At 62.8% G+C, this 18,170-nt stretch carries 28 protein-coding genes; 1 reads left to right on the forward strand and 27 read right to left on the reverse strand.

Annotated elements, in window-relative coordinates:
- Window positions 1-205: 205 nt before the first annotated feature.
- The 27 genes from QRX41_RS01645 to QRX41_RS01775 form a co-directional block, all read right to left on the reverse strand.
- On the reverse strand, window positions 206-778 hold the full coding sequence (locus QRX41_RS01645; RefSeq protein ID WP_313838289.1) for an adenylate kinase: 573 nt from the start codon (window positions 776-778) through the stop codon (window positions 206-208).
- 241 nt (window positions 779-1,019) lie between these two features.
- Complete coding sequence (secY, locus tag QRX41_RS01650; protein ID WP_313838291.1) at window positions 1,020-2,348, reverse strand: preprotein translocase subunit SecY; 1,329 nt, start codon at window positions 2,346-2,348, stop codon at window positions 1,020-1,022.
- Window positions 2,349-2,533: 185 nt separating this feature from the next.
- On the reverse strand, window positions 2,534-2,998 hold the full coding sequence (gene rplO, locus QRX41_RS01655) for a 50S ribosomal protein L15 (RefSeq protein WP_313838292.1): 465 nt from the start codon (window positions 2,996-2,998) through the stop codon (window positions 2,534-2,536).
- A gap of 2 nt (window positions 2,999-3,000) precedes the next feature.
- Window positions 3,001-3,186 (reverse strand): 50S ribosomal protein L30, encoded by a 186-nt coding sequence (gene rpmD, locus QRX41_RS01660; protein WP_045924814.1) that lies wholly within the window; start codon window positions 3,184-3,186, stop codon window positions 3,001-3,003.
- Window positions 3,186-3,947 carry a 30S ribosomal protein S5 gene (gene rpsE, locus QRX41_RS01665; RefSeq protein ID WP_045924815.1) on the reverse strand — a complete coding sequence of 254 codons (762 nt, stop codon included), beginning with the start codon at window positions 3,945-3,947 and terminating at the stop codon, window positions 3,186-3,188. The genes rpmD and rpsE overlap by 1 nt, the downstream gene beginning before the upstream one ends.
- Entirely contained in the window at window positions 3,944-4,315 is a 372-nt protein-coding gene (gene rplR / locus QRX41_RS01670) for a 50S ribosomal protein L18 (protein ID WP_015022343.1), read from the reverse strand. Before rplR ends, rpsE begins: the two co-directional genes overlap by 4 nt.
- Before the next feature lies 1 nt (window position 4,316).
- Window positions 4,317-4,856: a 50S ribosomal protein L6 gene (gene rplF / locus QRX41_RS01675; protein ID WP_045924816.1), complete on the reverse strand. Its 540-nt coding sequence runs from the start codon at window positions 4,854-4,856 to the stop codon at window positions 4,317-4,319.
- A gap of 16 nt (window positions 4,857-4,872) precedes the next feature.
- On the reverse strand, window positions 4,873-5,271 hold the full coding sequence (rpsH, locus tag QRX41_RS01680; RefSeq protein WP_024626787.1) for a 30S ribosomal protein S8: 399 nt from the start codon (window positions 5,269-5,271) through the stop codon (window positions 4,873-4,875).
- 80 nt (window positions 5,272-5,351) lie between these two features.
- A complete protein-coding gene (locus QRX41_RS01685) occupies window positions 5,352-5,537 on the reverse strand; it encodes a type Z 30S ribosomal protein S14 (protein WP_015022346.1) in 186 nt (61 codons plus the stop codon).
- 1 nt (window position 5,538) lies between these two features.
- On the reverse strand, window positions 5,539-6,111 hold the full coding sequence (gene rplE / locus QRX41_RS01690) for a 50S ribosomal protein L5 (protein WP_024626788.1): 573 nt from the start codon (window positions 6,109-6,111) through the stop codon (window positions 5,539-5,541).
- Complete coding sequence (gene rplX, locus QRX41_RS01695) at window positions 6,108-6,443, reverse strand: 50S ribosomal protein L24 (RefSeq protein ID WP_015022348.1); 336 nt, start codon at window positions 6,441-6,443, stop codon at window positions 6,108-6,110. Before rplX ends, rplE begins: the two co-directional genes overlap by 4 nt.
- 1 nt (window position 6,444) lies before the next feature.
- The gene (gene rplN, locus QRX41_RS01700; RefSeq protein ID WP_015022349.1) at window positions 6,445-6,813 is read right to left on the reverse strand and encodes a 50S ribosomal protein L14; all 369 of its coding nucleotides are present in this window, start codon (window positions 6,811-6,813) and stop codon (window positions 6,445-6,447) included.
- 79 nt (window positions 6,814-6,892) lie between these two features.
- On the reverse strand, window positions 6,893-7,159 hold the full coding sequence (gene rpsQ, locus QRX41_RS01705; protein WP_015022350.1) for a 30S ribosomal protein S17: 267 nt from the start codon (window positions 7,157-7,159) through the stop codon (window positions 6,893-6,895).
- 2 nt (window positions 7,160-7,161) lie between these two features.
- On the reverse strand, window positions 7,162-7,425 hold the full coding sequence (gene rpmC / locus QRX41_RS01710) for a 50S ribosomal protein L29 (RefSeq protein ID WP_015022351.1): 264 nt from the start codon (window positions 7,423-7,425) through the stop codon (window positions 7,162-7,164).
- On the reverse strand, window positions 7,425-7,844 hold the full coding sequence (rplP, locus tag QRX41_RS01715) for a 50S ribosomal protein L16 (protein WP_015022352.1): 420 nt from the start codon (window positions 7,842-7,844) through the stop codon (window positions 7,425-7,427). The genes rpmC and rplP overlap by 1 nt, the downstream gene beginning before the upstream one ends.
- Window positions 7,845-7,847: 3 nt before the next feature.
- Window positions 7,848-8,693 carry a 30S ribosomal protein S3 gene (rpsC, locus tag QRX41_RS01720; RefSeq protein WP_029678066.1) on the reverse strand — a complete coding sequence of 282 codons (846 nt, stop codon included), beginning with the start codon at window positions 8,691-8,693 and terminating at the stop codon, window positions 7,848-7,850.
- The gene (gene rplV, locus QRX41_RS01725; protein WP_045924817.1) at window positions 8,693-9,052 is read right to left on the reverse strand and encodes a 50S ribosomal protein L22; all 360 of its coding nucleotides are present in this window, start codon (window positions 9,050-9,052) and stop codon (window positions 8,693-8,695) included. The genes rpsC and rplV overlap by 1 nt, the downstream gene beginning before the upstream one ends.
- A gap of 21 nt (window positions 9,053-9,073) precedes the next feature.
- Complete coding sequence (rpsS, locus tag QRX41_RS01730; RefSeq protein ID WP_015022355.1) at window positions 9,074-9,352, reverse strand: 30S ribosomal protein S19; 279 nt, start codon at window positions 9,350-9,352, stop codon at window positions 9,074-9,076.
- 15 nt (window positions 9,353-9,367) lie between these two features.
- Window positions 9,368-10,198 (reverse strand): 50S ribosomal protein L2, encoded by an 831-nt coding sequence (gene rplB, locus QRX41_RS01735; RefSeq protein ID WP_015022356.1) that lies wholly within the window; start codon window positions 10,196-10,198, stop codon window positions 9,368-9,370.
- Window positions 10,199-10,233: 35 nt separating this feature from the next.
- Complete coding sequence (gene rplW, locus QRX41_RS01740; RefSeq protein WP_015022357.1) at window positions 10,234-10,536, reverse strand: 50S ribosomal protein L23; 303 nt, start codon at window positions 10,534-10,536, stop codon at window positions 10,234-10,236.
- A 6-nt stretch (window positions 10,537-10,542) separates the two neighbouring features.
- Entirely contained in the window at window positions 10,543-11,217 is a 675-nt protein-coding gene (gene rplD, locus QRX41_RS01745) for a 50S ribosomal protein L4 (protein ID WP_313838294.1), read from the reverse strand.
- Window positions 11,218-11,221: 4 nt separating this feature from the next.
- Complete coding sequence (gene rplC / locus QRX41_RS01750; protein ID WP_015022359.1) at window positions 11,222-11,875, reverse strand: 50S ribosomal protein L3; 654 nt, start codon at window positions 11,873-11,875, stop codon at window positions 11,222-11,224.
- Window positions 11,876-11,891: 16 nt separating this feature from the next.
- Window positions 11,892-12,200: a 30S ribosomal protein S10 gene (rpsJ, locus tag QRX41_RS01755; RefSeq protein WP_006295278.1), complete on the reverse strand. Its 309-nt coding sequence runs from the start codon at window positions 12,198-12,200 to the stop codon at window positions 11,892-11,894.
- Window positions 12,201-12,486: 286 nt separating this feature from the next.
- Entirely contained in the window at window positions 12,487-15,216 is a 2,730-nt protein-coding gene (gene adhE / locus QRX41_RS01760) for a bifunctional acetaldehyde-CoA/alcohol dehydrogenase (RefSeq protein WP_313838693.1), read from the reverse strand.
- Between the two features lie 373 nt (window positions 15,217-15,589).
- Window positions 15,590-16,081: a 30S ribosomal protein S9 gene (rpsI, locus tag QRX41_RS01765; RefSeq protein ID WP_015022361.1), complete on the reverse strand. Its 492-nt coding sequence runs from the start codon at window positions 16,079-16,081 to the stop codon at window positions 15,590-15,592.
- A 20-nt stretch (window positions 16,082-16,101) separates the two neighbouring features.
- Window positions 16,102-16,551 carry a 50S ribosomal protein L13 gene (gene rplM, locus QRX41_RS01770; protein WP_024626794.1) on the reverse strand — a complete coding sequence of 150 codons (450 nt, stop codon included), beginning with the start codon at window positions 16,549-16,551 and terminating at the stop codon, window positions 16,102-16,104.
- Between the two features lie 203 nt (window positions 16,552-16,754).
- On the reverse strand, window positions 16,755-17,387 hold the full coding sequence (locus QRX41_RS01775; RefSeq protein WP_045924818.1) for an AbrB family transcriptional regulator: 633 nt from the start codon (window positions 17,385-17,387) through the stop codon (window positions 16,755-16,757).
- Window positions 17,388-17,495: 108 nt separating this feature from the next.
- Between QRX41_RS01775 and QRX41_RS01780 the strand changes: the two genes are divergently transcribed.
- Window positions 17,496-18,158 carry an IMPACT family protein gene (locus QRX41_RS01780; RefSeq protein WP_313838296.1) on the forward strand — a complete coding sequence of 221 codons (663 nt, stop codon included), beginning with the start codon at window positions 17,496-17,498 and terminating at the stop codon, window positions 18,156-18,158.
- Window positions 18,159-18,170 lie beyond the last annotated feature (12 nt).

Raw genomic sequence — 18,170 nt, forward strand, 5'->3', positions numbered from 1 at the left:
ATCCCTCGCAAGCAGGCCTGAATGCACCAAGGCTATCATCCTGTTCGCCAGAGTTGGGCGGACTCGCGGGTTTTCCGCCCTGCACAAAAAGAAGCTGTCACGCCCCTTGGGGTCATGCAGCTTCTATGCTCCAGGTCGTCTTATCAGCGAGTCTTGCCGGCGACCGGCCTCTCGACTGACAAGCTATGAATTGACAAGCGATGAATCAGCGCCTGTCCAGCTGAGCGACAATCTCCTTGGATATCTGGTCGATCTCGCCCTGGCCGTCCACTGCGACCAGAAGACCACGGGACTTATAGGTATTCAGCAGGGGGGCAGTCTCCTTGGCATAGATATCCAGCCGCTTGGCTATGGCCTCGGGGGTATCGTCTGCCCGACCCTCCTCCTTGGCCCGCTTGGCGATGCGCTGCATGAGCACGTCATGGTCGGCGTCCAGGGCCACCACAGCCGTCAGCGGAGTGCCCAGCTCCTTGAGCATCTTGTCCAGCGCCTCGACCTGGGATGCCGAACGGGGGTAGCCGTCCAGAATCCAGCCCTGGGCCGCATCATCCATGCCCAAGCGGTCCTTGACAATCTTGTTGGTCAGCTCGTCTGGAACCAGCTCGCCCTTGTCGGTGTAGGCCTTGGCCTGTTTACCCAGCTCGGTTCCGTTCTTCAGGTTGTAGCGGAAAATGTCACCAGTGGATATGGCCGGAATCCCGTAATGCTTGCTGAGCAAGGCCGCCTGCGTGCCCTTGCCTACGCCTTGAGGTCCCATGATCAACAGTCGCTGTGCCATTCCCTGTCCTTTGCTTGATGTTCTTGGTCTGCAGTCCCAGGCGGACCAAACCGCGCAGGACCCTCTTTACCGTATGCTAGCGGCTGCCCGGTCCAAGAGCAGGTTCCGCCCCCAAACTCACACGAACGGTCTTCCTGGCACAGGCCTGACACAAAAATGGTCCGGCTCCATGCCAACAAGTGACAGGTCCGGACCTTAACCTGTTTGGATTGATACCACCAGCAGATGTTTGACCGAAGGGTCAGCCCTCCTTGTGGTCGCCCTCCAGCAGGAAGCCGGTGTACTGGAACTGCTCGGTCTGCGCCCTGGCCTGGCGCAGGGTGTCCAGGCCGACGCCGGCGATGATCAGTATGGTGGTCCCGCCGAAGGGCAGCTTGGAGTTGATCTTCAGCAGCATGATCAGCACCGTGGGAATCAGGGCCACAAAGAGCAGGTAGATGGCTCCGACCGTGTTCAGCCGGTTCATTACATATGACAGGTACCGGCTGGTGGCCCGTCCGGCCCTGATGCCTGGGATGAAGCCGCCGTACTCCTTCATGTTGTCGGCAGTCTCGTCAGGGTTGAATGTGATTGAAGTGTAGAAGAAGCAGAAGAAGACGATCATGACCGAGTAGAGCACGATGTACCAGACCGAGGTCGTATTGGCCATGTTGGCGTTGATCCACTTGACCCAGTTCTGATCGGACTTGCCGAACTGGGCGATAAGGGTGGGAATAGCCAGAATGGAGGAGGCGAAGATGGGGGGAATCACGCCTGACATATTGATCTTGAGCGGCAGATAGGTGGAGGATCCGCCGTACATCTTGCGGCCGATCATCCTACGGGTGTACTGGACGGGAATGCGGCGTTGCGCCAGCTCCACGTAGTCGACCAGAATCAGGATGACCACCAGGACGGTCACCACAATGCCGAATTTGACCCAGTCGCCGTTCTTGCCGTTGGTTCCCCAGCCGATGTTCCAGAGCTGGGGCAGGAAGCCGGAGCAGATGGAGATGAAGATCAGGACGGACATGCCGTTGCCGATGCCCTTGTCGGTGATCAACTCGGCCATCCACATGATGAGACCCGTGCCGCCGGTCATAATCAAAACCATGACGACCAGATTCCAAACGGAACTGTCGGGAATGACCTGTTGCTGGCAGGCCCCGTTGAAAAGCGCACCGTTGCGGGCTGTGACCAGAATGGTCGTGGACTGCAGCACGGCCAGGCCGATGGTCAGATACCTGGTGTATTCGGTCAGCTTGGCCTCGCCGGACTGACCCTCCTTGTGCAGAGCCTCGAAGCGGGGAATGACCACGCGCAGCAGCTGCACCACGATGGATGCGGTGATGTAGGGCATGATGCCCAGTGCGAAGACGGACAGCTGCAGCAGAGCTCCGCCCGAGAACAGGTTTACCAGACCGATGAAGTCCTCATTGCCGGCCGTGGTGATGCACTTCTGCACGGAAGGATAATCCACGCCTGGGGTAGGTATGAACGACCCGATGCGATAGATGATGATGATGCCAAGAACGAAGAAGATTTTCTTCCTCAGCTCCTTGGTCTTGAAGGCCTGGATTAACGTCCTCACCTAAGTTCCCTCCCTACGCGACCGCGCGTTGGTCTCGGTGCATCGCACCTTCTTGCTCCGACCAGCTTAACCGATGGCTCCGTCAAATCGTGATGGCAACCGGGTCGGAAACGAGTTCCGGCCCCCGCCCGCTTGGAGCGGGGAGGGCCGGAATTTTCTGCCTTGCGGTCTGTCCCCTATGAATGTCAGTGTTCGGAGACGGACCCGCCTGCGGCTTCTATCTTGCTTCTGGCCGAGGCCGAGGCCTTGACGCCCTTGAGGGTGAAAGCAGCCTTGACGTCGCCATCACCCAGGACCTTGACCGGGTGGCCCTTGCGGACCGCTCCCTTGTTGACCAGATCCTCGACGGTGACTTCGCCGCCCTGGGGGAAGAGCCCTTCCAGGGCACCCAGGTTGACTACCTGGTACTCCTTCTTGAAGGGGCTCCTGAACCCGCGCAGCTTGGGCAGCCTCATGTACAGCGGCAGCTGGCCGCCTTCAAAGCCCGGGCGGACCTGGTAGCGGGCCTTGGTGCCCTTGGTGCCACGACCGGAGGTCTTGCCCTTGGACCCCTCGCCGCGACCCACACGGATGCGGTCGCGCTTGGCGCCCGGAGCCGGACGCAGGTCATGCATCTGCAGGATGGTGGGCTCTTGCTTGTCGCTGGCCATAATCAGTCTGCCTCCTCTACGTTCACCAGGTGGCGGACCTTGTCGGCCATCCCCCGGTAGACGGGGGTGTCCTCACGCAGGACCGTCTGGCCGATCTTGTGAAGGCCCAGAGACCTGACGTTCTCCTTCTGGCGGTCGGTGGCATGAGCCACGCCCTTGACCAGGGTGATCTTGATCTGCTTGGTCATCACTCACCTGCCTTCGACTGCTCGTCAGCCTTGGCCTTGGCCTCTTCGCGCTCCTTGCGCTCGTCGGCGATGCCGGCGGCACGTGCGCGCAGGAGGGAGTCGGGGGCGACCTCCTCCAGAGGCAGACCACGGCGTGCCGCGATCTCCTCGGGCTCCTCCAGCTGCTTCAGGGCAGCCACAGTGGCCCGCACCATGTTGACGGCCGTGGCCGATCCCATGGACTTGCTCAGGATATCGGTGATGCCGGCGCACTCCAGGACGGCGCGGACCGGACCACCGGCGATAACGCCGGTTCCGGGGGCCGCAGGCCGCAGGAGGACAGTGCCGGCCGCATCGTGGCCGATCACCGGGTGGGTGACGGTGCCGCGGATGCGGGGAACAGTGAACATGTGCTTCTTAGCGTCCAGCTGACCCTTGGAGATGGCTGCGGGAACCTCGCGGGACTTGCCGTAGCCAACGCCCACAGTGCCCTTGCCGTCGCCCACGACTACCAGAGCCGCGAAGCTGAAGGTTCGGCCGCCCTTGTGGACCTTGGACACACGGTTGATGGTCACGACCCTGTCGAGCATGTCGTCACGGTCATCGCGATCGCGACGGCCACGACGACCATCCCTGCGGCCGTCACGGGAACCGCCACGACGACCACCGCGGCGATCATCGTTCCGGTCGTTCCGGTCTCTTCTGCCACCCTGGCTGGACTGAGCGTTTGTGGAATCTTCAGTCACCTGGGTTGTTTCCTTTGTCGTTTCGTTGTCGCTCACAGTGCCAAACCTCCCTCACGGGCGCCTTCTGCAACCGCTGCGACCCTTCCGTGGTACTTGTTGCCACCACGGTCGAAGACCACGGTGGTGATGCCGGCCTTCTTGGCCTTGGCCGCGATCTGCTCGCCCACCTTGCGGGCAGCCTCGGTCTTGGTGCCCTTGAAGGAGCCGTAGTCCGAAGCCATGGTCGACTCGCTGACCAGGGTGACGCCCCTGGTGTCGTCGACGATCTGGGCGATCATGTTGCGGTTGGTCCGTGTGACCACCAGACGGGGACGCTCTGCCGTGCCGGAGACGTGCTTGCGCAGACGGGCATGGCGGCGCAGACGGGCGATCTTCTTGCCTTTGCCTAGTATCGAGACCGTCATATCACTTACCAGCCTTTCCAGCCTTGCGCAGGATGTGCTCGTCGGCGTACTTGATGCCCTTGCCCTTGTAAGGCTCGGGTGCACGCAGGGCGCGGATGTTTGCCGCAGCCTGGCCGACAGCCTGCTTGTCGATGCCGGAGACGACCACTTCGTTGGCGTTCGGCGTCTCGAAGGTGATGCCCTCCGGGGGGTCGACAGTGATGGTGTGCGAGTAGCCCAGCGAGAACTCCAGGGACTTGCCCTTGGCGACCACGCGGTAGCCGGTGCCGACGATCTGCAGGTGCTTGCTGTAGCCCTTGGAGACGCCCTCGACCATGGATGCCACAATGGAGCGGCTCAGTCCGTGCTTGGCCTTGGTGGTGCGGTCCTCGTCGGCGGGGGTCATGATGATCTGATTGCCCTCGACCTTGCCGGTGATGCCCTCGGGCAGCGTATACCCGTCGGAGCCCTTGGGACCCTTGGCGGTGAATTCCTGGCCATTGAAGGCCACCTCCACACCTGCCGGAACGGCGATGGGGAGCTTGCCAATATGCGATGCCATGTTCAGCTCTCCTTTCTCACCATACGTAGGCGACGATTTCGCCGCCGATGCCCCTGTCGAGGCATTCCTTCTGGGTCATCAGTCCCGAGCTGGTCGAGATGATGGCGATTCCCAGACCGCCCAGGGGCATGGGCAGGGAATCCGACTTGGCGTAGCGGCGCAGACCGGGCTTGGAGACACGCTTGATGCCCTGAATGGACTGACGTCCATCGGGACCGTACTTGAGCGTGATCTCCAGATCCTGCCCGACGCGCGCTTCCTTGGCTCGGTAATCGGCGATGAAGCCTTCGCGCTTGAGGATCTGCGCGATGTTCGCCTTGAACTTGGAGTACGGCATGTCGACTGTTTCATGCTTGGCCGCACTCGCATTACGCAGACGTGTCAGCATGTCTGCGATGGGATCTGTCATTGTCATGTGGGCTTATGCCCTTCCTCGCCGTGGTTTCCGCCGCCGGGCAGCAAACTGCCTCGACCGCGGACCTTCAGCGTCGATCTTTACCAACTGGACTTCGTCACACCCGGCAGCTCGCCGCGATGAGCCTTCTCGCGAAGGCAGATGCGGCACAGGCCGAACTTGCGATAGACGGAATGGGGACGACCGCAGACCTGGCAGCGCGTGTAGCCACGCACTTTGAACTTCGGCTTGCGTGCCGCCTTGTTTCTCAGAGCGGTTTTTGCCATATCAGTTCTCCTTGAAGGGGAAGCCCAGCTGCTTGAGCAGCGCCCGGGCCTCCTGATCGTTCTTGGTGGAGGTCACCACGGTGATATCCATACCACGCTGGTGATCGATCTGATCAGGATCGATCTCGTGGAACATGGACTGCTCCGTGAGACCGAAGTTGTAGTTGCCCTGGCCGTCGAACTGACGGTCGCTGATGCCGCGGAAGTCGCGGATGCGGGGCAGAGCCAGGGTCAGCAGACGATCCAGGAACTCCCACATGCGCACGCCGCGCAGGGTGGCGAAGGCACCGATGGCCTGTCCCTCGCGCAGGTGGAACTGCGCCACGGACTTCTTGGCCTTGGTGATCTTGGGCTTCTGGCCGGTGATGGCCGTCAGGTCCTTGACCGCACCCTCGATCAGCTTGGAGTCGCGTGCCGCGGCCCCCACGCCCATGGAGACCACGACCTTTTCGATCCTGGGCACCTGCATGGGGTTGGAGAACTTGAACTCCTTCTCCAGCTCGGGCACAATGCTCTCGCGGTACTGCTGCAGCAAACGAGGGACTGCCGGTGCTTCAACGGTGGTATCGCTCATGACAGCTCCTTGCCTGACTTCTTGGCGAAGCGGGTGCGCACGACCTTGACCTTGCCGTCACGCGCCTCCTCCTTGATGTTTACGCCGATGCGAGTCGGCTTCTTGGTCTCCGGGTCGATGACCATCACGTTTGAGCGATGGATGGGCGCCTCGGTCGGGACGATGCCCGACTCCTGACCCTGCTGGGTGGCGCGCACATGCTTCTTGACGATCTGAATACCCTCGACGATCAGACGGTCATTGGGCAGAATCCGCAGAACCTTGCCCTCCTTGCCGCGATCCTTGCCGCGGATGACCTTGACCTGGTCGCCTGTCTTGATCTTGGCTACCACTTCAGATCACCTCCGGTGCCAGGGACACGATCTTCATGAAGCGCTTGTCGCGCAGCTCACGACCGACCGGTCCGAAGATACGAGTGCCGCGGGGCTCACGGCCGGTGCCGAGGATGACCGCCGCGTTCTCGTCGAACTTGATGTAGGAGCCGTCATGACGACGATGCTCCTTGACCGTGCGGACGACGACCGCCTTGACGACCTCGCCCTTCTTGACCGACCCGCCGGGAATGGCATCCTTGACGGTGGCGACGATCACATCGCCAATGCCGGCATAGCGTCGCTTCGACCCGCCGAGCACGCGGATGGCCAGGATCTCCTTGGCACCCGTGTTGTCGGCGACCTGAAGCCGCGATTCCTGCTGAATCATTGATTCTCCTTAGCCGCGCTGGTTCTCCGCAGACACCCCGCACCAGGGCGGGATGAAATGCGGAGCCTGGCCGAACTTGTTACTTGGCGCGCTCGACGATGGAGTCGAGACGCCAGCGCTTGGTCTTGCTCAGAGGACGGGTCTCCATGATACTCACGAAGTCGCCCACATGGGCCTCGTTCTTCTCATCATGGGCCTTGACCTTGCGGTTGCTGCGGACGACCTTGCCGTACAGGGGGTGGGTCGAACGCTGCTCCAGCTCTACGGTGATGGTCTTGTCCATCTTGTCGGACACGACGTAGCCGCTGCGAACCTTGCGGAAGTTGCGCTCCTGCTTGTCAGCCATGCTTACTTCTCCTCAGCTTTGCTCTCGGCCTTTGCTTCGGCGGGCTCCTGGCTGATGCCCAGCTCGCGCTCACGCAGGACGGTGTACATCCTGGCGATGTCGTGCTTGACGGCCTTGAGGCGGGAGGTATTCTCCAGCTGACCGGTGGCCGACTGGAAGCGCAGGTTGAACAGCTCTTCCTTGGACTTCTTCAGGAAATCCTCGATCTCCGCATTGGTCTTTTCATTCAGATTCTTGATGGAATACTCGGCTGTTCCGACTGACATCAGATGTCACCGCCTTCACGTGCAATAATCCGGCACTTCATGGGAAGCTTGTCAGTAGCGCGGCGAAGGGCCTCGCGGGCCACATCTTCGCTCACGCCGCCAATCTCGAAGAGCACCCGGCCGGGACGGACGTTGGCCACCCAGAACTCGGGCGCACCCTTGCCGGAGCCCATTCGGGACCCCAGAGCGTGCTTGGTCAGGGGGCGATCCGGGAAGACCGTAATCCAGACGCGGCCACCACGCTTGATGTACCGTGTCATGGCGATACGGGCCGCCTCGATCTGCCGGTTGGTCAGGTAGGCCGGAGCCAGGGCCTGGATGCCGTAATCGCCGAAAGCGATCTCGTTGCCGCCCTTGGACATGCCCGAACGACCCGGACGATGCTGCTTGCGGTATTTAGTCCTCTTTGGGATAAGCACGGCTCACTCCTTTGCTTCGGTTGCGACGGGGGCCGAGGCGGTCTGCTCCTGAGCCGCCGCCGGCGGCGCGGCCACACCGCTGTTCTGCTTGGCTGCATCCTGCTCGCGGCGGGTGCGTCCCTCGGAGGGACGGACGCCACGACGGGGACGACGATCGCCACGCCGACCGGGGCGGTTGTTCTGCTGAGCCTGCTGCTCCTCGAACTGACGCTCGGTCATGTCGCCCTTGTAGATCCAGACCTTGACGCCGATGCGGCCGTAGGTGGTCCTGGCCTCGAAGAAGCCGTAATCGATCAGGGCGCGGAGCGTCTGCAGGGGCACACGACCCTCGCGGTAGAACTCCGAACGGCTCATCTCGGCTCCGCCCAGGCGGCCGGACAGCTTGATCCTGATGCCCTTGGCGCCGGCCCGCATGGCATCCTGCTGAGCCTTGCGCATGGCCCGGCGGAAGGTGACGCGGTTGGTCAGCTGCTCGGCGATGCCCTGAGCAACAAGCTGGGCATCGATGGAGGCGTTCTTGACCTCGAAGATGTTCAGCTGGACCTGCTTGCCGGTGATCTTCTCCAGCTTGGCGCGCACGCGCTCGGCCTCGGCGCCGCGACGGCCGATGACGATACCCGGCCGGGCGGTGTGGATGTCGACGCGCACACGGTCGCGGGTCCGCTCGATGACGATCTTGGAGACGCCTGCACGTTCCAGATCCTTGTTCATCTCCTTGCGGATCTTGTCGTCCTCAAGAACGAAGTCGCTGTAACGCTCCCCCGCCTTGTTGGAGTCGGAGTACCACTTGCTGCGGTGCTCCTCGGTGATGCCGAGTCGGTACCCAAACGGGTTGATCTTCTGCCCCATTATCGGGCTCCTTCCTTGTCGGCCACCACGACGGTGATGTGGCTGGTCCGCTTGTTGATGCGGGCCGCACGACCTTGGGCGCGGGCGCGGAACCGCCTCAGGGTGGTGCCCTCGTCCACGTAGGTCTCACGAACCATCAGCTCGTTCTCGCGGAAGGGCTGGTTGGCCTTGTCCGCCTTGACACGCGCGTTGGCGATGGCGCTCTCCAGGCACTTGCGGACCGGAACGGCCGCATCCTGGGGGGCGAACTTCAGAATGGTCACGGCCTCGGTCGCCTGCTTGCCTCGGATGAGGTCGACGACGCGGCGAGCCTTGCGAGGCGTCACGCGAACGTGACGTGCAATTGCCTTAGCTTCCATGTGTCTCTACTCTCCCTCGCCTCAGCGGCGTGCTTTCTTGTCGTCCTTCACGTGACCCCTGAAGGTCCTGGTGGGGGCGAATTCGCCGAGCTTGTGGCCGACCATGGCCTCGGTGACGAAGACCGGGACATGCTTGCGGCCATCGTGCACAGCGAAGGTGTGCCCGATGAAGTCCGGGGTGATCATGGAACGACGGGACCAGGTCTTGATGACGTTCTTGGTGCCCTTCTCGTTCTGCTCGTCGACTTTCTTCTGCAAGTGGGCGTCGACGAATGGGCCCTTCTTGATGCTACGAGTCATCTTTCCGACACTCCCTTACTTGCGGTTCTTACCATTTGGACGACGACGCACGATCATCTTGTTGGAGGCCTTCTTGGGCCTGCGGGTGCGGACCTCGCCCTTGCCCCAGGGAGACACTGGCGGCTTGCCGCCACGAGTGCGTCCGCCATGCGGGTGGTCGACCGGGTTCATGGATTCACCGCGGGTGATGGGCCTGCGTCCCATCCAGCGGGCACGTCCTGCCTTGCCGAGCTGGACGTTGGCGTGGTCGTTGTTGCCGACCTCGCCCACGGTTGCACGGCAGCGGGAGTCGACGTTGCGGATCTCGCCGGAGGGCATACGCAGCTGGGCGTAGGCCCCGTCCTTGGCCACCAGCTGGACGGCAGCACCGGCCGAGCGGGCGATCTTGGCGCCGCCCAGGGGCCGCAGCTCAATGGCATGGACGATGGTGCCGGTCGGGATGTTGCGCAGAGGCAGGTTGTTGCCAGGTTTGATATCGGCCTGGGGGCCGGTCTCGATGACGTCACCCTGCTTGATGCCCTGCGGGGCGATGATGTAGCGCTTCTCGCCGTCTGCGAAGTGCAGAAGGGCAATGCGGGCCGAACGGTTGGGATCGTATTCGATCTCAGCCACCTTGGCTGGCACGCCGTCCTTGTCCCAGCGGCGGAAGTCGATGAGACGGTACTGGCGCTTGTGCCCGCCGCCGCGGTGGCGGCTGGTGACGCGGCCATAGGAGTTGCGTCCGCCAGTCTTGCTCAGCTTGCGAACCAGCGACTTCTCGGGCTTGGAGCGCGTGATTTCGGCGAAGTCCGAAACCGAGGCGTTGCGACGGCCCGCGGTCGTCGGCTTGTATGTACGGATAGCCATAATCTAGTTCTTCCTTAACTTTTCTCGGCTAGCCTTCAGTTATTGGTACCGAAGACATCGATCGACTGGCCCTCGGCCACCTTGACGATGGCGCGCTTCTCGGCGGCGCGGCGACCCCAGCCCGTACGGGTCCGGGTCCGCTTGCCCTGACGATTGAGGGTGTTGACCGATGTGACCTTCACATTGAAGATCTGCTCGATGGCCTGCTTGATGGCGACCTTGTTGGCATCAGGGTCCACCACGAATGTGTACTGGCCGCGGTCCGAGTTGGCGTAGCTCTTCTCGGAGACGACCGGACGCAGAATGATGTCGTGCGCTGGCTTGTGAATAGCTGCCATGGAAAATCAGGCCTCCTTGACGGTCTCGGACTTGGTGCCGCCCTTGACAGCCAGGAAGGCGTCGAAGCCATCCTTGCTGAAGACGACATCCTCGGCCGTGACCACATCGTAGGTGTTGAGCTGATCGGCGAAGAGGACATGGACGGTGGGCAGGTTCCTGACGGAGAGCCACTCGTTGATGTTCTCACGGGACAGCACGACGGTGGTGAATCTGTTGTCGACCAGGGGCAGCAGGGCTGCCTTGGCGGCCTTGGTGGACGGGGTCTCGCCAATGCCGAAATCGACCACGTGCACGCGTCCGGCGTTGACCCGGTCGGACAGGACGTAGCGCAGGGCTGCGGCCTTCATCTTCTTGGGGGTGCGCTGGGAGTAGTCGCGCGGCTGGGGGCCGTGGACAATGGCGCCACCGGTCCACTGGGGAGCGCGGATGGAGCCCTGACGAGCACGACCGGTGCCCTTCTGCTTCCAAGGCTTGCGGCCGCCGCCGGAGACGGTGGACCGGGTCTTGACCGAGTGCGTGCCCTGGCGGGCAGCAGCCAGCTGGGCGACGACCACCTGATGGATCAGCGGCACATGCGAGCGGACATCCTCCTCGGCAATGCCGAAGATCTGCTCGGGCGCATCCACGGTCCCGGTGTTCTTGCCCTGGGCGTCGGTGATGTTCAGAGTCAACTTAGCCATGGTTTCAGGCTCCCTTCACTGCCGAACGAACCAGGACGATGGCGCCGCGGGGCCCGGGCAGGGCACCCTTGATGGCGATGACGCCCTTCTCGGCATCTGCGGAGACGATGGTCAGGTTCTGGACGGTCGAGGTGTCATGACCCATGCGGCCGGCCATCCGCTTGCCCTTGAGGATGCGGCTGGGCGTGGCGCAGGCGCCCACTGAACCAGGACGGCGCTCGTTCTTGTGCGAGCCGTGGGTGCGGCGGTAGGACTTGAAGCCCCAGCGCTTGATGGTGCCGGCAAAGCCCTTGCCCTTGGTGGTGCCGGTCACATCGACCTCGCTGCCCTCGGGCAGCAGGTCCAGGCCCAGCTCCTGGCCAGGCTGGTAGCTGTCGGCATCGGCGGTGCGGACCTCGACCAGGTGACGACGCGGGGTCACTCCGGCCTTGGCGAAGTGTCCAGCCAGCGGCTTGGTCACCTTGGTGGGGTCGATCTGCCCGTAGCCGATCTGGATGGCCTGGTAGCCGTCCTTTTCCTGGTTCTTGACCGCGGTCACCACGTTGGTGGACACGTCCACCAGGGTCACCGGGACGAAGAAGCCGTTCTCGTCCCAGACCTGGGACATGCCCAGCTTGCGGCCCAGGAGAGCCTTGCGGTTCCTCTGCTCTTCAGCCATGCGGTTTCCTCCTCCCCTACAGCTTGATCTCAATGTTGACGTCCGCCGGCAGATCGATGTGCATCAGCGAATCCACAGCCTTGGGCGTGGGATCCACGATGTCGATCAGGCGCTTGTGGGTGCGCATCTCGAAGTGCTCGCGGGAGTCCTTGTACTTATGAGGAGAACGGATGACGACATACACGTTCTTCTCAGTCGGCAGCGGAACGGGGCCAACCACAGTTGCGCCCGCGTTCGTCACCGTCTCGACGATCTTCTTCGCCGATTGGTCGATGACCTCATGGTCATAGGACTTTAGCCTGATGCGGATTTTCTGTCCCGCCATTGCCGTCCGCCCTTTCTAGCGATCTATGAACTGATTACCCAGTCTGTTTCGAGGGCACGGAACGACGGCCGCAAGGAGACATTCCTCCCGACAGGCCTCAGCCGGATCCATGCGCAGCCGTGGAGAATCCCGTGGGGATGGGACTCCTCGCTGCACCCGCTATTGTGATTGACAAAATGCGAGCCCAAAACAGGCAACTTTCTTATTAAAGCACGAGGGTTCCCCTAGAAGAATCCGGGCGTGTCGCACCGATTCCTGGGGAACCCTCGACTCGATTATGGCCCTGTCAGGCCCGCTGGGAGGCCTCCTGGACCACATCCTCACCCTGGCGGGCAACCCTCATCCGGCGGCCCTCCTCCTGGCTGACCCCGTAGTAGGCTGCCACGGCGATGTCCTTCATGTCCTCAATCAGCGGAATGCGGGGGTTGGCCGGCGTGCACTGGTCCTCATAGGCGCGCATGCCGATCTGATCCAGGGACTGCCAGTAGAGGTCCTCGTCCACTCCGGCTGCCTGGAAGGAGGCATCCATGCCCAGGCGCTCATCCCTGTAGGATTCCACAGCACGGGCCAGGAGCTCCACGCCCTCCTCTGGTGCAGCGGATTCGATGCCCAGCACATGGGCCATCTGCCTGTAGCGCTCCGGGGCCACATACTCGCTGTACTTGGGCCAGCTGGTAGACTCGTCCGGAACCCGTCCGTTGTAGCGGATCACATAGGGCAGGAGGATGGAGTTGGCCCGCCCATGGGCCACATGACAGAGGGCTCCGATGGTGTGCGCCATGCCGTGGCACATGCCCAGGAAGGCCGAGCCGAAGGCCATGCCGGCCATGGTTGCCGCATTGTGCATCTTCTCCTGGGCCCGCACCTTGGCCTCGCCGCCTGCGGTGCCCACGGCAGGCTCCAGGTTGTCCCAGATCAGCTTGGCCGCATGCAGGGCCATGGCGTCGGTGTAGTCATTGGCGTAGACCGAGACGAAGGCCTCCATGCAGTGGGTCAGGGCATCGAAGCCCGAGTCGCAGGCCAGCTGCTTGGGCTGGGTGCGGGCCAGAACCGGATCCACGATGGCCACGCTGGGGGTCAGGGCGTAGTCGGTGATGGGGTACTTGTATCCGGTCTTATGGTCGGTGATGACCGCGAATGGGGTGACCTCCGAACCCGTGCCCGAGGAGGTGGGAATGCAGACCAGCCTGGCCTTGGTGCCCAGGGGCGGAATCTTGAAGGCCCGCTTGCGGATGTCGAAGAACTTCTCGCGAACATCGGCAAAGGAGATCTCCGGATGCTCATAGAGCAGCCACATGATCTTGGCCGCGTCCATGGGGCTGCCGCCGCCCACGGCGATGATGGTGTCGGGGCCGAACTCATCGCGCATCATGGCCGCACCGCGCTCCACTGTCTCGACGCTGGGCTCGGGCTCTACATAGTCGATGATGCGGAAGGTGACCGGCTCGGGCCGGGCCCGCAGCTGATCGATGATCTTGTCGACGATCCCCAGCTGCTCCATGACCTTGTCGCATACGATGACGGCCCGGCGGATGCCGAACATGTCGCGCAGGTAGCGGACGGAGTTGGGCTCGAAGTAGGTCTTGGCCGGCACCTTGAACCACTGCATGTTGTTGTTCCTCCGCGCGATCCGCTTGATGTTGATCAGGTTGACCGCCTGGACGTTGCCCGAGACGGAATTGCCGCCATAGGAACCGCAGCCCAGGGTCAGGGAGGGGGCGATGGCATTGTAGATGTCACCGATGCCACCCAAGGAGCTGGGCTGGTTCCAGACAATCCGGCAGGCGTGCATGCGCTGCCCGTACTCGCGCACCAGCCTCTCGTCATCGGTGTGGATGGCTGCCGTGTGCCCGGCGCCGTAGCGCAGCATCAGCTCGCAGAGGGTGAAGCCCTCTTCCTTGTTGCGGGCCTTGAGCACGGCCTGCACTGGAGCCAGCTTCTCCAAGGTCAGGGGTTCCATGGGGCCCACCTGGTCGCATTGGGCTGCCAGGATGGTCGCGTCCTCGGGGATCTCGAACCCGGCTTGACGGGCGATGAATTGTGGAGACTTGCCCGGAACCTCGGAGTTGAGCCTGGGAGCGGGAGCGTCGTCACCAGCATGGGCCCGCACGCCGAACATGTACTCCTCCAGCTTGGCCTTCTCCTCGGGATTGACGAAGTAAGCCTTGCGCCGCTTCATCTCCTCGATCACCCGGTCATGCACATCCTGATGGGCGATGACGGCCTGCTCCGTGGCGCAGATCATGCCGTAGTCGAAATGCTTGGACAGGATCAGGTCGTTGACGGCCCGAGGAACGTTGACCCTGCGGTCCACATATGCCGGAGCATTGCCGGCTCCTACACCCAGGGCAGGCTTGCCCGAAGAGTAGGCGGCCTTGACCATGCCAGGACCGCCGGTAGCCAGTATGGTGGCCACGCCGGGGTGCTGCATGAGCGCGCCGGTGGCCTCGACTGAGGGGTGCTCGATCCACTGGATGCAATCGCGCGGAGCGCCCGCCTCGATGGCTGCGTCGCGGACGATCCGGGCCGCCTCCACCGAGCAGCGCTGGGCGTATGGGTGGAATCCGAAGACGATGGGACAGCGGGTCTTCAAAGCCAGCAGCGACTTGAAGATGGCAGTCGAGGTGGGATTGGTCACCGGGGTCACGCCGGCCACGACTCCCACCGGCTCGGCCACCTCGATGATGCCGTCCACGTCGTTTTCGCTGATGATGCCCACGGTGCGCTGCTTGGCCAGGTAATTGGTCACATGCTCGCAGGCGAAGATGTTCTTGGTGGCCTTGTCCTCCACCAGGCCGCGCCCGGTCTCCTCCACGGCCATCTGCGCCAGGGGAAGGTGTTTGTTCAGGGCCGCGATCGAGGCCTTGGCCACGATCCGATCGACATGCTCCTGGTCGAGCTCTTCAAAGGCGCGTAAAGCCGACTGCGCGCGGACGACCAGGGCATCAACCTCCCTGCGGGCCAGCTCACTGCTGTCGGGCTGGCCGCCTTCCCTGCCGGCTGCCGGCTCCTTCACTTGATGGTCATGCTTCTGCTTCTGCGTTCCAGCCAAGATATTGGCCCTCCTCATGTTCCGCGGATGCCGATGAGGGCCGGCAGAAAGTCCCAGACTGTCTCAGAGCGTGCCGGACCACGAAAGACATCCGTCATAACGTGACGAAAGTCACAATATAGACCAGAGGGGGCACTATTGAGCCCCCGGATGAGCGAACGTTCGCTTGAAGCGTGTCATGTGGGAATTCGTGGTTTTTCTGGTCATTTTCCGCACCCGAACGTGCGCTTTGACGTTCGCTTCAGACTGGGCCGTCCAGGTATGAACAGGCATGAATCCAGGCATGAAAAATCCCCAAGGTCCGGGGGAACCTCGGGGATGGAAGAAACTGCAGACGTCAGCGCTTGGAGAACTGCGGGGCGCGACGGGCCTTGTGCAGACCGGCCTTCTTGCGCTCCACCACGCGGGCGTCACGGGTCAGGAATCCGGCCTTCTTCAGGGCAGGACGGTTGGCGTCCCGGTCGATGGCGTTCAGGGCGCGTGCTACGCCCAGACGGACTGCGCCGGCCTGGCCAGTCACGCCGCCGCCCTCGACGCGCACAACCACGTCGAACTTGTTCTCAAGCTTGAGCAGCACGATAGGCGAGTTGACCTCGCGCTGGTGCAGCTTGCTGGGGAAGTACTCCTCCAGGGTGTGTCCGTTGATGCTCCACTTGCCAGAGCCCGGGATCAGACGGACGCGGGCGACTGCCTCCTTGCGGCGGCCGGTGCCGTAGCCCGGCTCGATGGCGGAGGTGCCGGTGCCTGCGCCGGCGTTGGTCTCGGAAGTGTAGGAAGCGCTGGTCTCCTCGGCCTCAAGAACCGCGGAGCTGTTGTTGTTGTCAGCCATGGTGATTATCTCCTCTGGTCCTACTTGGCCTGCTGGGCGACCTGATGGATCTTGTACTCAATGGGCTGCTGCGAGGTGTGAGGATGCTCCTCGCCTGCGAAGACCCGCAGCCTGGTCAGCTGGACCTTGGCCAGCTTGTTCTTGGGCAGCATGCCCTTGACCGCCGTCGTGATGATGCGCTCGGGGTTGTGCTCCATCAACTGCCCGTAGGAGTCGCGACGCAGACCGCCGGGGCGGCCGGAGTGGGTGTAGAGCACCTTGTCGTTCTTGTTGCCCGTCAGCACCATCTTGGACGCGTTGATGACGATGACGTTGTTGCCGGAGTCGGCGTATGGCGCATAGGTGGGCTTGTTCTTGCCGCGCAGCAGATCGGCCACCTGGGCTGCCAGACGCCCCAGCACCACACCGGAGGCATCGACGATATACCAGTCATGTGTCAGATCGGCTGGTTTCGGGGTGAAAGTCTTCACGATTCAACCTTTTCCTTGCATTGTGTTTCGGGCTCTCCGCGCCGCATGCTGCCATGCTGGCCGAAAGCCATGTATTCCGTGGGCTCCCTGAAAGTCCTAGACGGCGAGTGGGAAAAGCGCTTTGAGGACCCCTTAGGGAAACACAACAATCCATTATTGTAACGCCTGTGGGCCGTTCGTCAAAATTCGCGTCGGCACCGGTCTCAGCGCGAGGCGGCTGCCCGTGCCACCTGCCCGTCCGGGTCCTTGCGCAGGGCCTCAAGGGTCGCCTGCCCGGTGTTGGGATTCAGGGCCACGGCCCGGCGCACCATGGCGGCCAGCACATGGGGGGCGTCCTGCTCGTCACGAGTGCCCAGAGCCCCGAGAAAGTCCAGGGTATCGGCATCGGTCCGATCGTCCTGGGCGCCCTCCAGGCGCATCTTCCAGGAGGTCATGGGGTTGGTCAGCGCAGCAGCCCTGACACCAGCGTCCTCGTCCTTGGTGAGCAGACCGACCAGCCAGTTCTTGTCATCCTTGTTGGCGGCCACCGCCCGTCGGACCTCAGGGCTGGAATCCTGGGAGAGCTTGACCAGAATGTTGGGGAATGGCATGGTCTGCGCCAGGTAGACCCTGTCCTCCACCGGCGTATGCTCATTGCCAGCCACTGCCTCCAGCAGTGCCGTGAAGCGCGAGAAGGCGGCCTGGTCGGACCTGTCGGGCAGGGGGCTGCGGGCGAATTCGTGCAGCTCGGCCGTATCCGTGGAATGCCTGAGCCTTTCATAGAAAACGGTCAGGGCCTCATGGGGCTTGCCGGCTGATGGGGATTCGGTGTCCGGTTGGTCCTGGGGATTGGTCATGCGGCCAGCTTAGGTCCTCTCCTTGATATCAGACCCGGCCCGGGATCCCTCTTAGCATGGAGATAGTGCAAGAACCGAGGAGACGACAGGCATAGGAGGCAAGCCGATTTGCTCACCATACTGGATACGCCGCAGAAACCGGCTACGGGTTCCCTTACCGAGCGGAAGTCCGAGTTCATCGGCCAGGCCTGCCATGTGGAGGACCAGCAGGCGGCCATGGCCTTCGTCAAAGAAGTCCGTTTACAGCACCCCAAGGCCCGGCACGTCTGCCACTGCGCGATCTGGGGACCGGAGGGCCGCACCAGCGAACGCATGAGCGATGACGGGGAGCCCTCCGGGACGGCCGGCAAGCCCATACTTGAGGTCATGCGTCGGCGGGGAGTGACCGACTGCGTCCTGACGGTGACCCGTTACTTCGGGGGGATCCTTCTGGGGTCAGGAGGGCTGATCCGGGCCTACTCCTCAGCAGCCTCCCTGGCGCTCAAGGCGGCAAAGCAGGCACGTGTGCTCCCGACCCAGCGATTCGCGATCACCGTGGACTATCCAGAGTACGATCCTCTGCGCCGTCTGATCCGCACCTCCGGGGGGCACGTGGAGTCCGAGGACTTCACTGATCAGGTCCGGCTGACCTACGACCTGGAGCCCGCAGCGGTGCCAGCCTTCCATGGTCGGCTGGACGACCTTCTGCAAGGCCGGGCAGAACCCAGTGCACTGGGCGAAGGCCAAAGACTTATTCCCCTGTCTGGGGACCAGGCTTCATCTGCCACATGATCGGCGGGACGG

It is taken from the genome of Bifidobacterium kimbladii, from assembly GCF_032193675.1.
In the GTDB taxonomy this organism is placed as follows: Bacteria; Actinomycetota; Actinomycetes; order Actinomycetales; family Bifidobacteriaceae; genus Bombiscardovia; species Bombiscardovia kimbladii.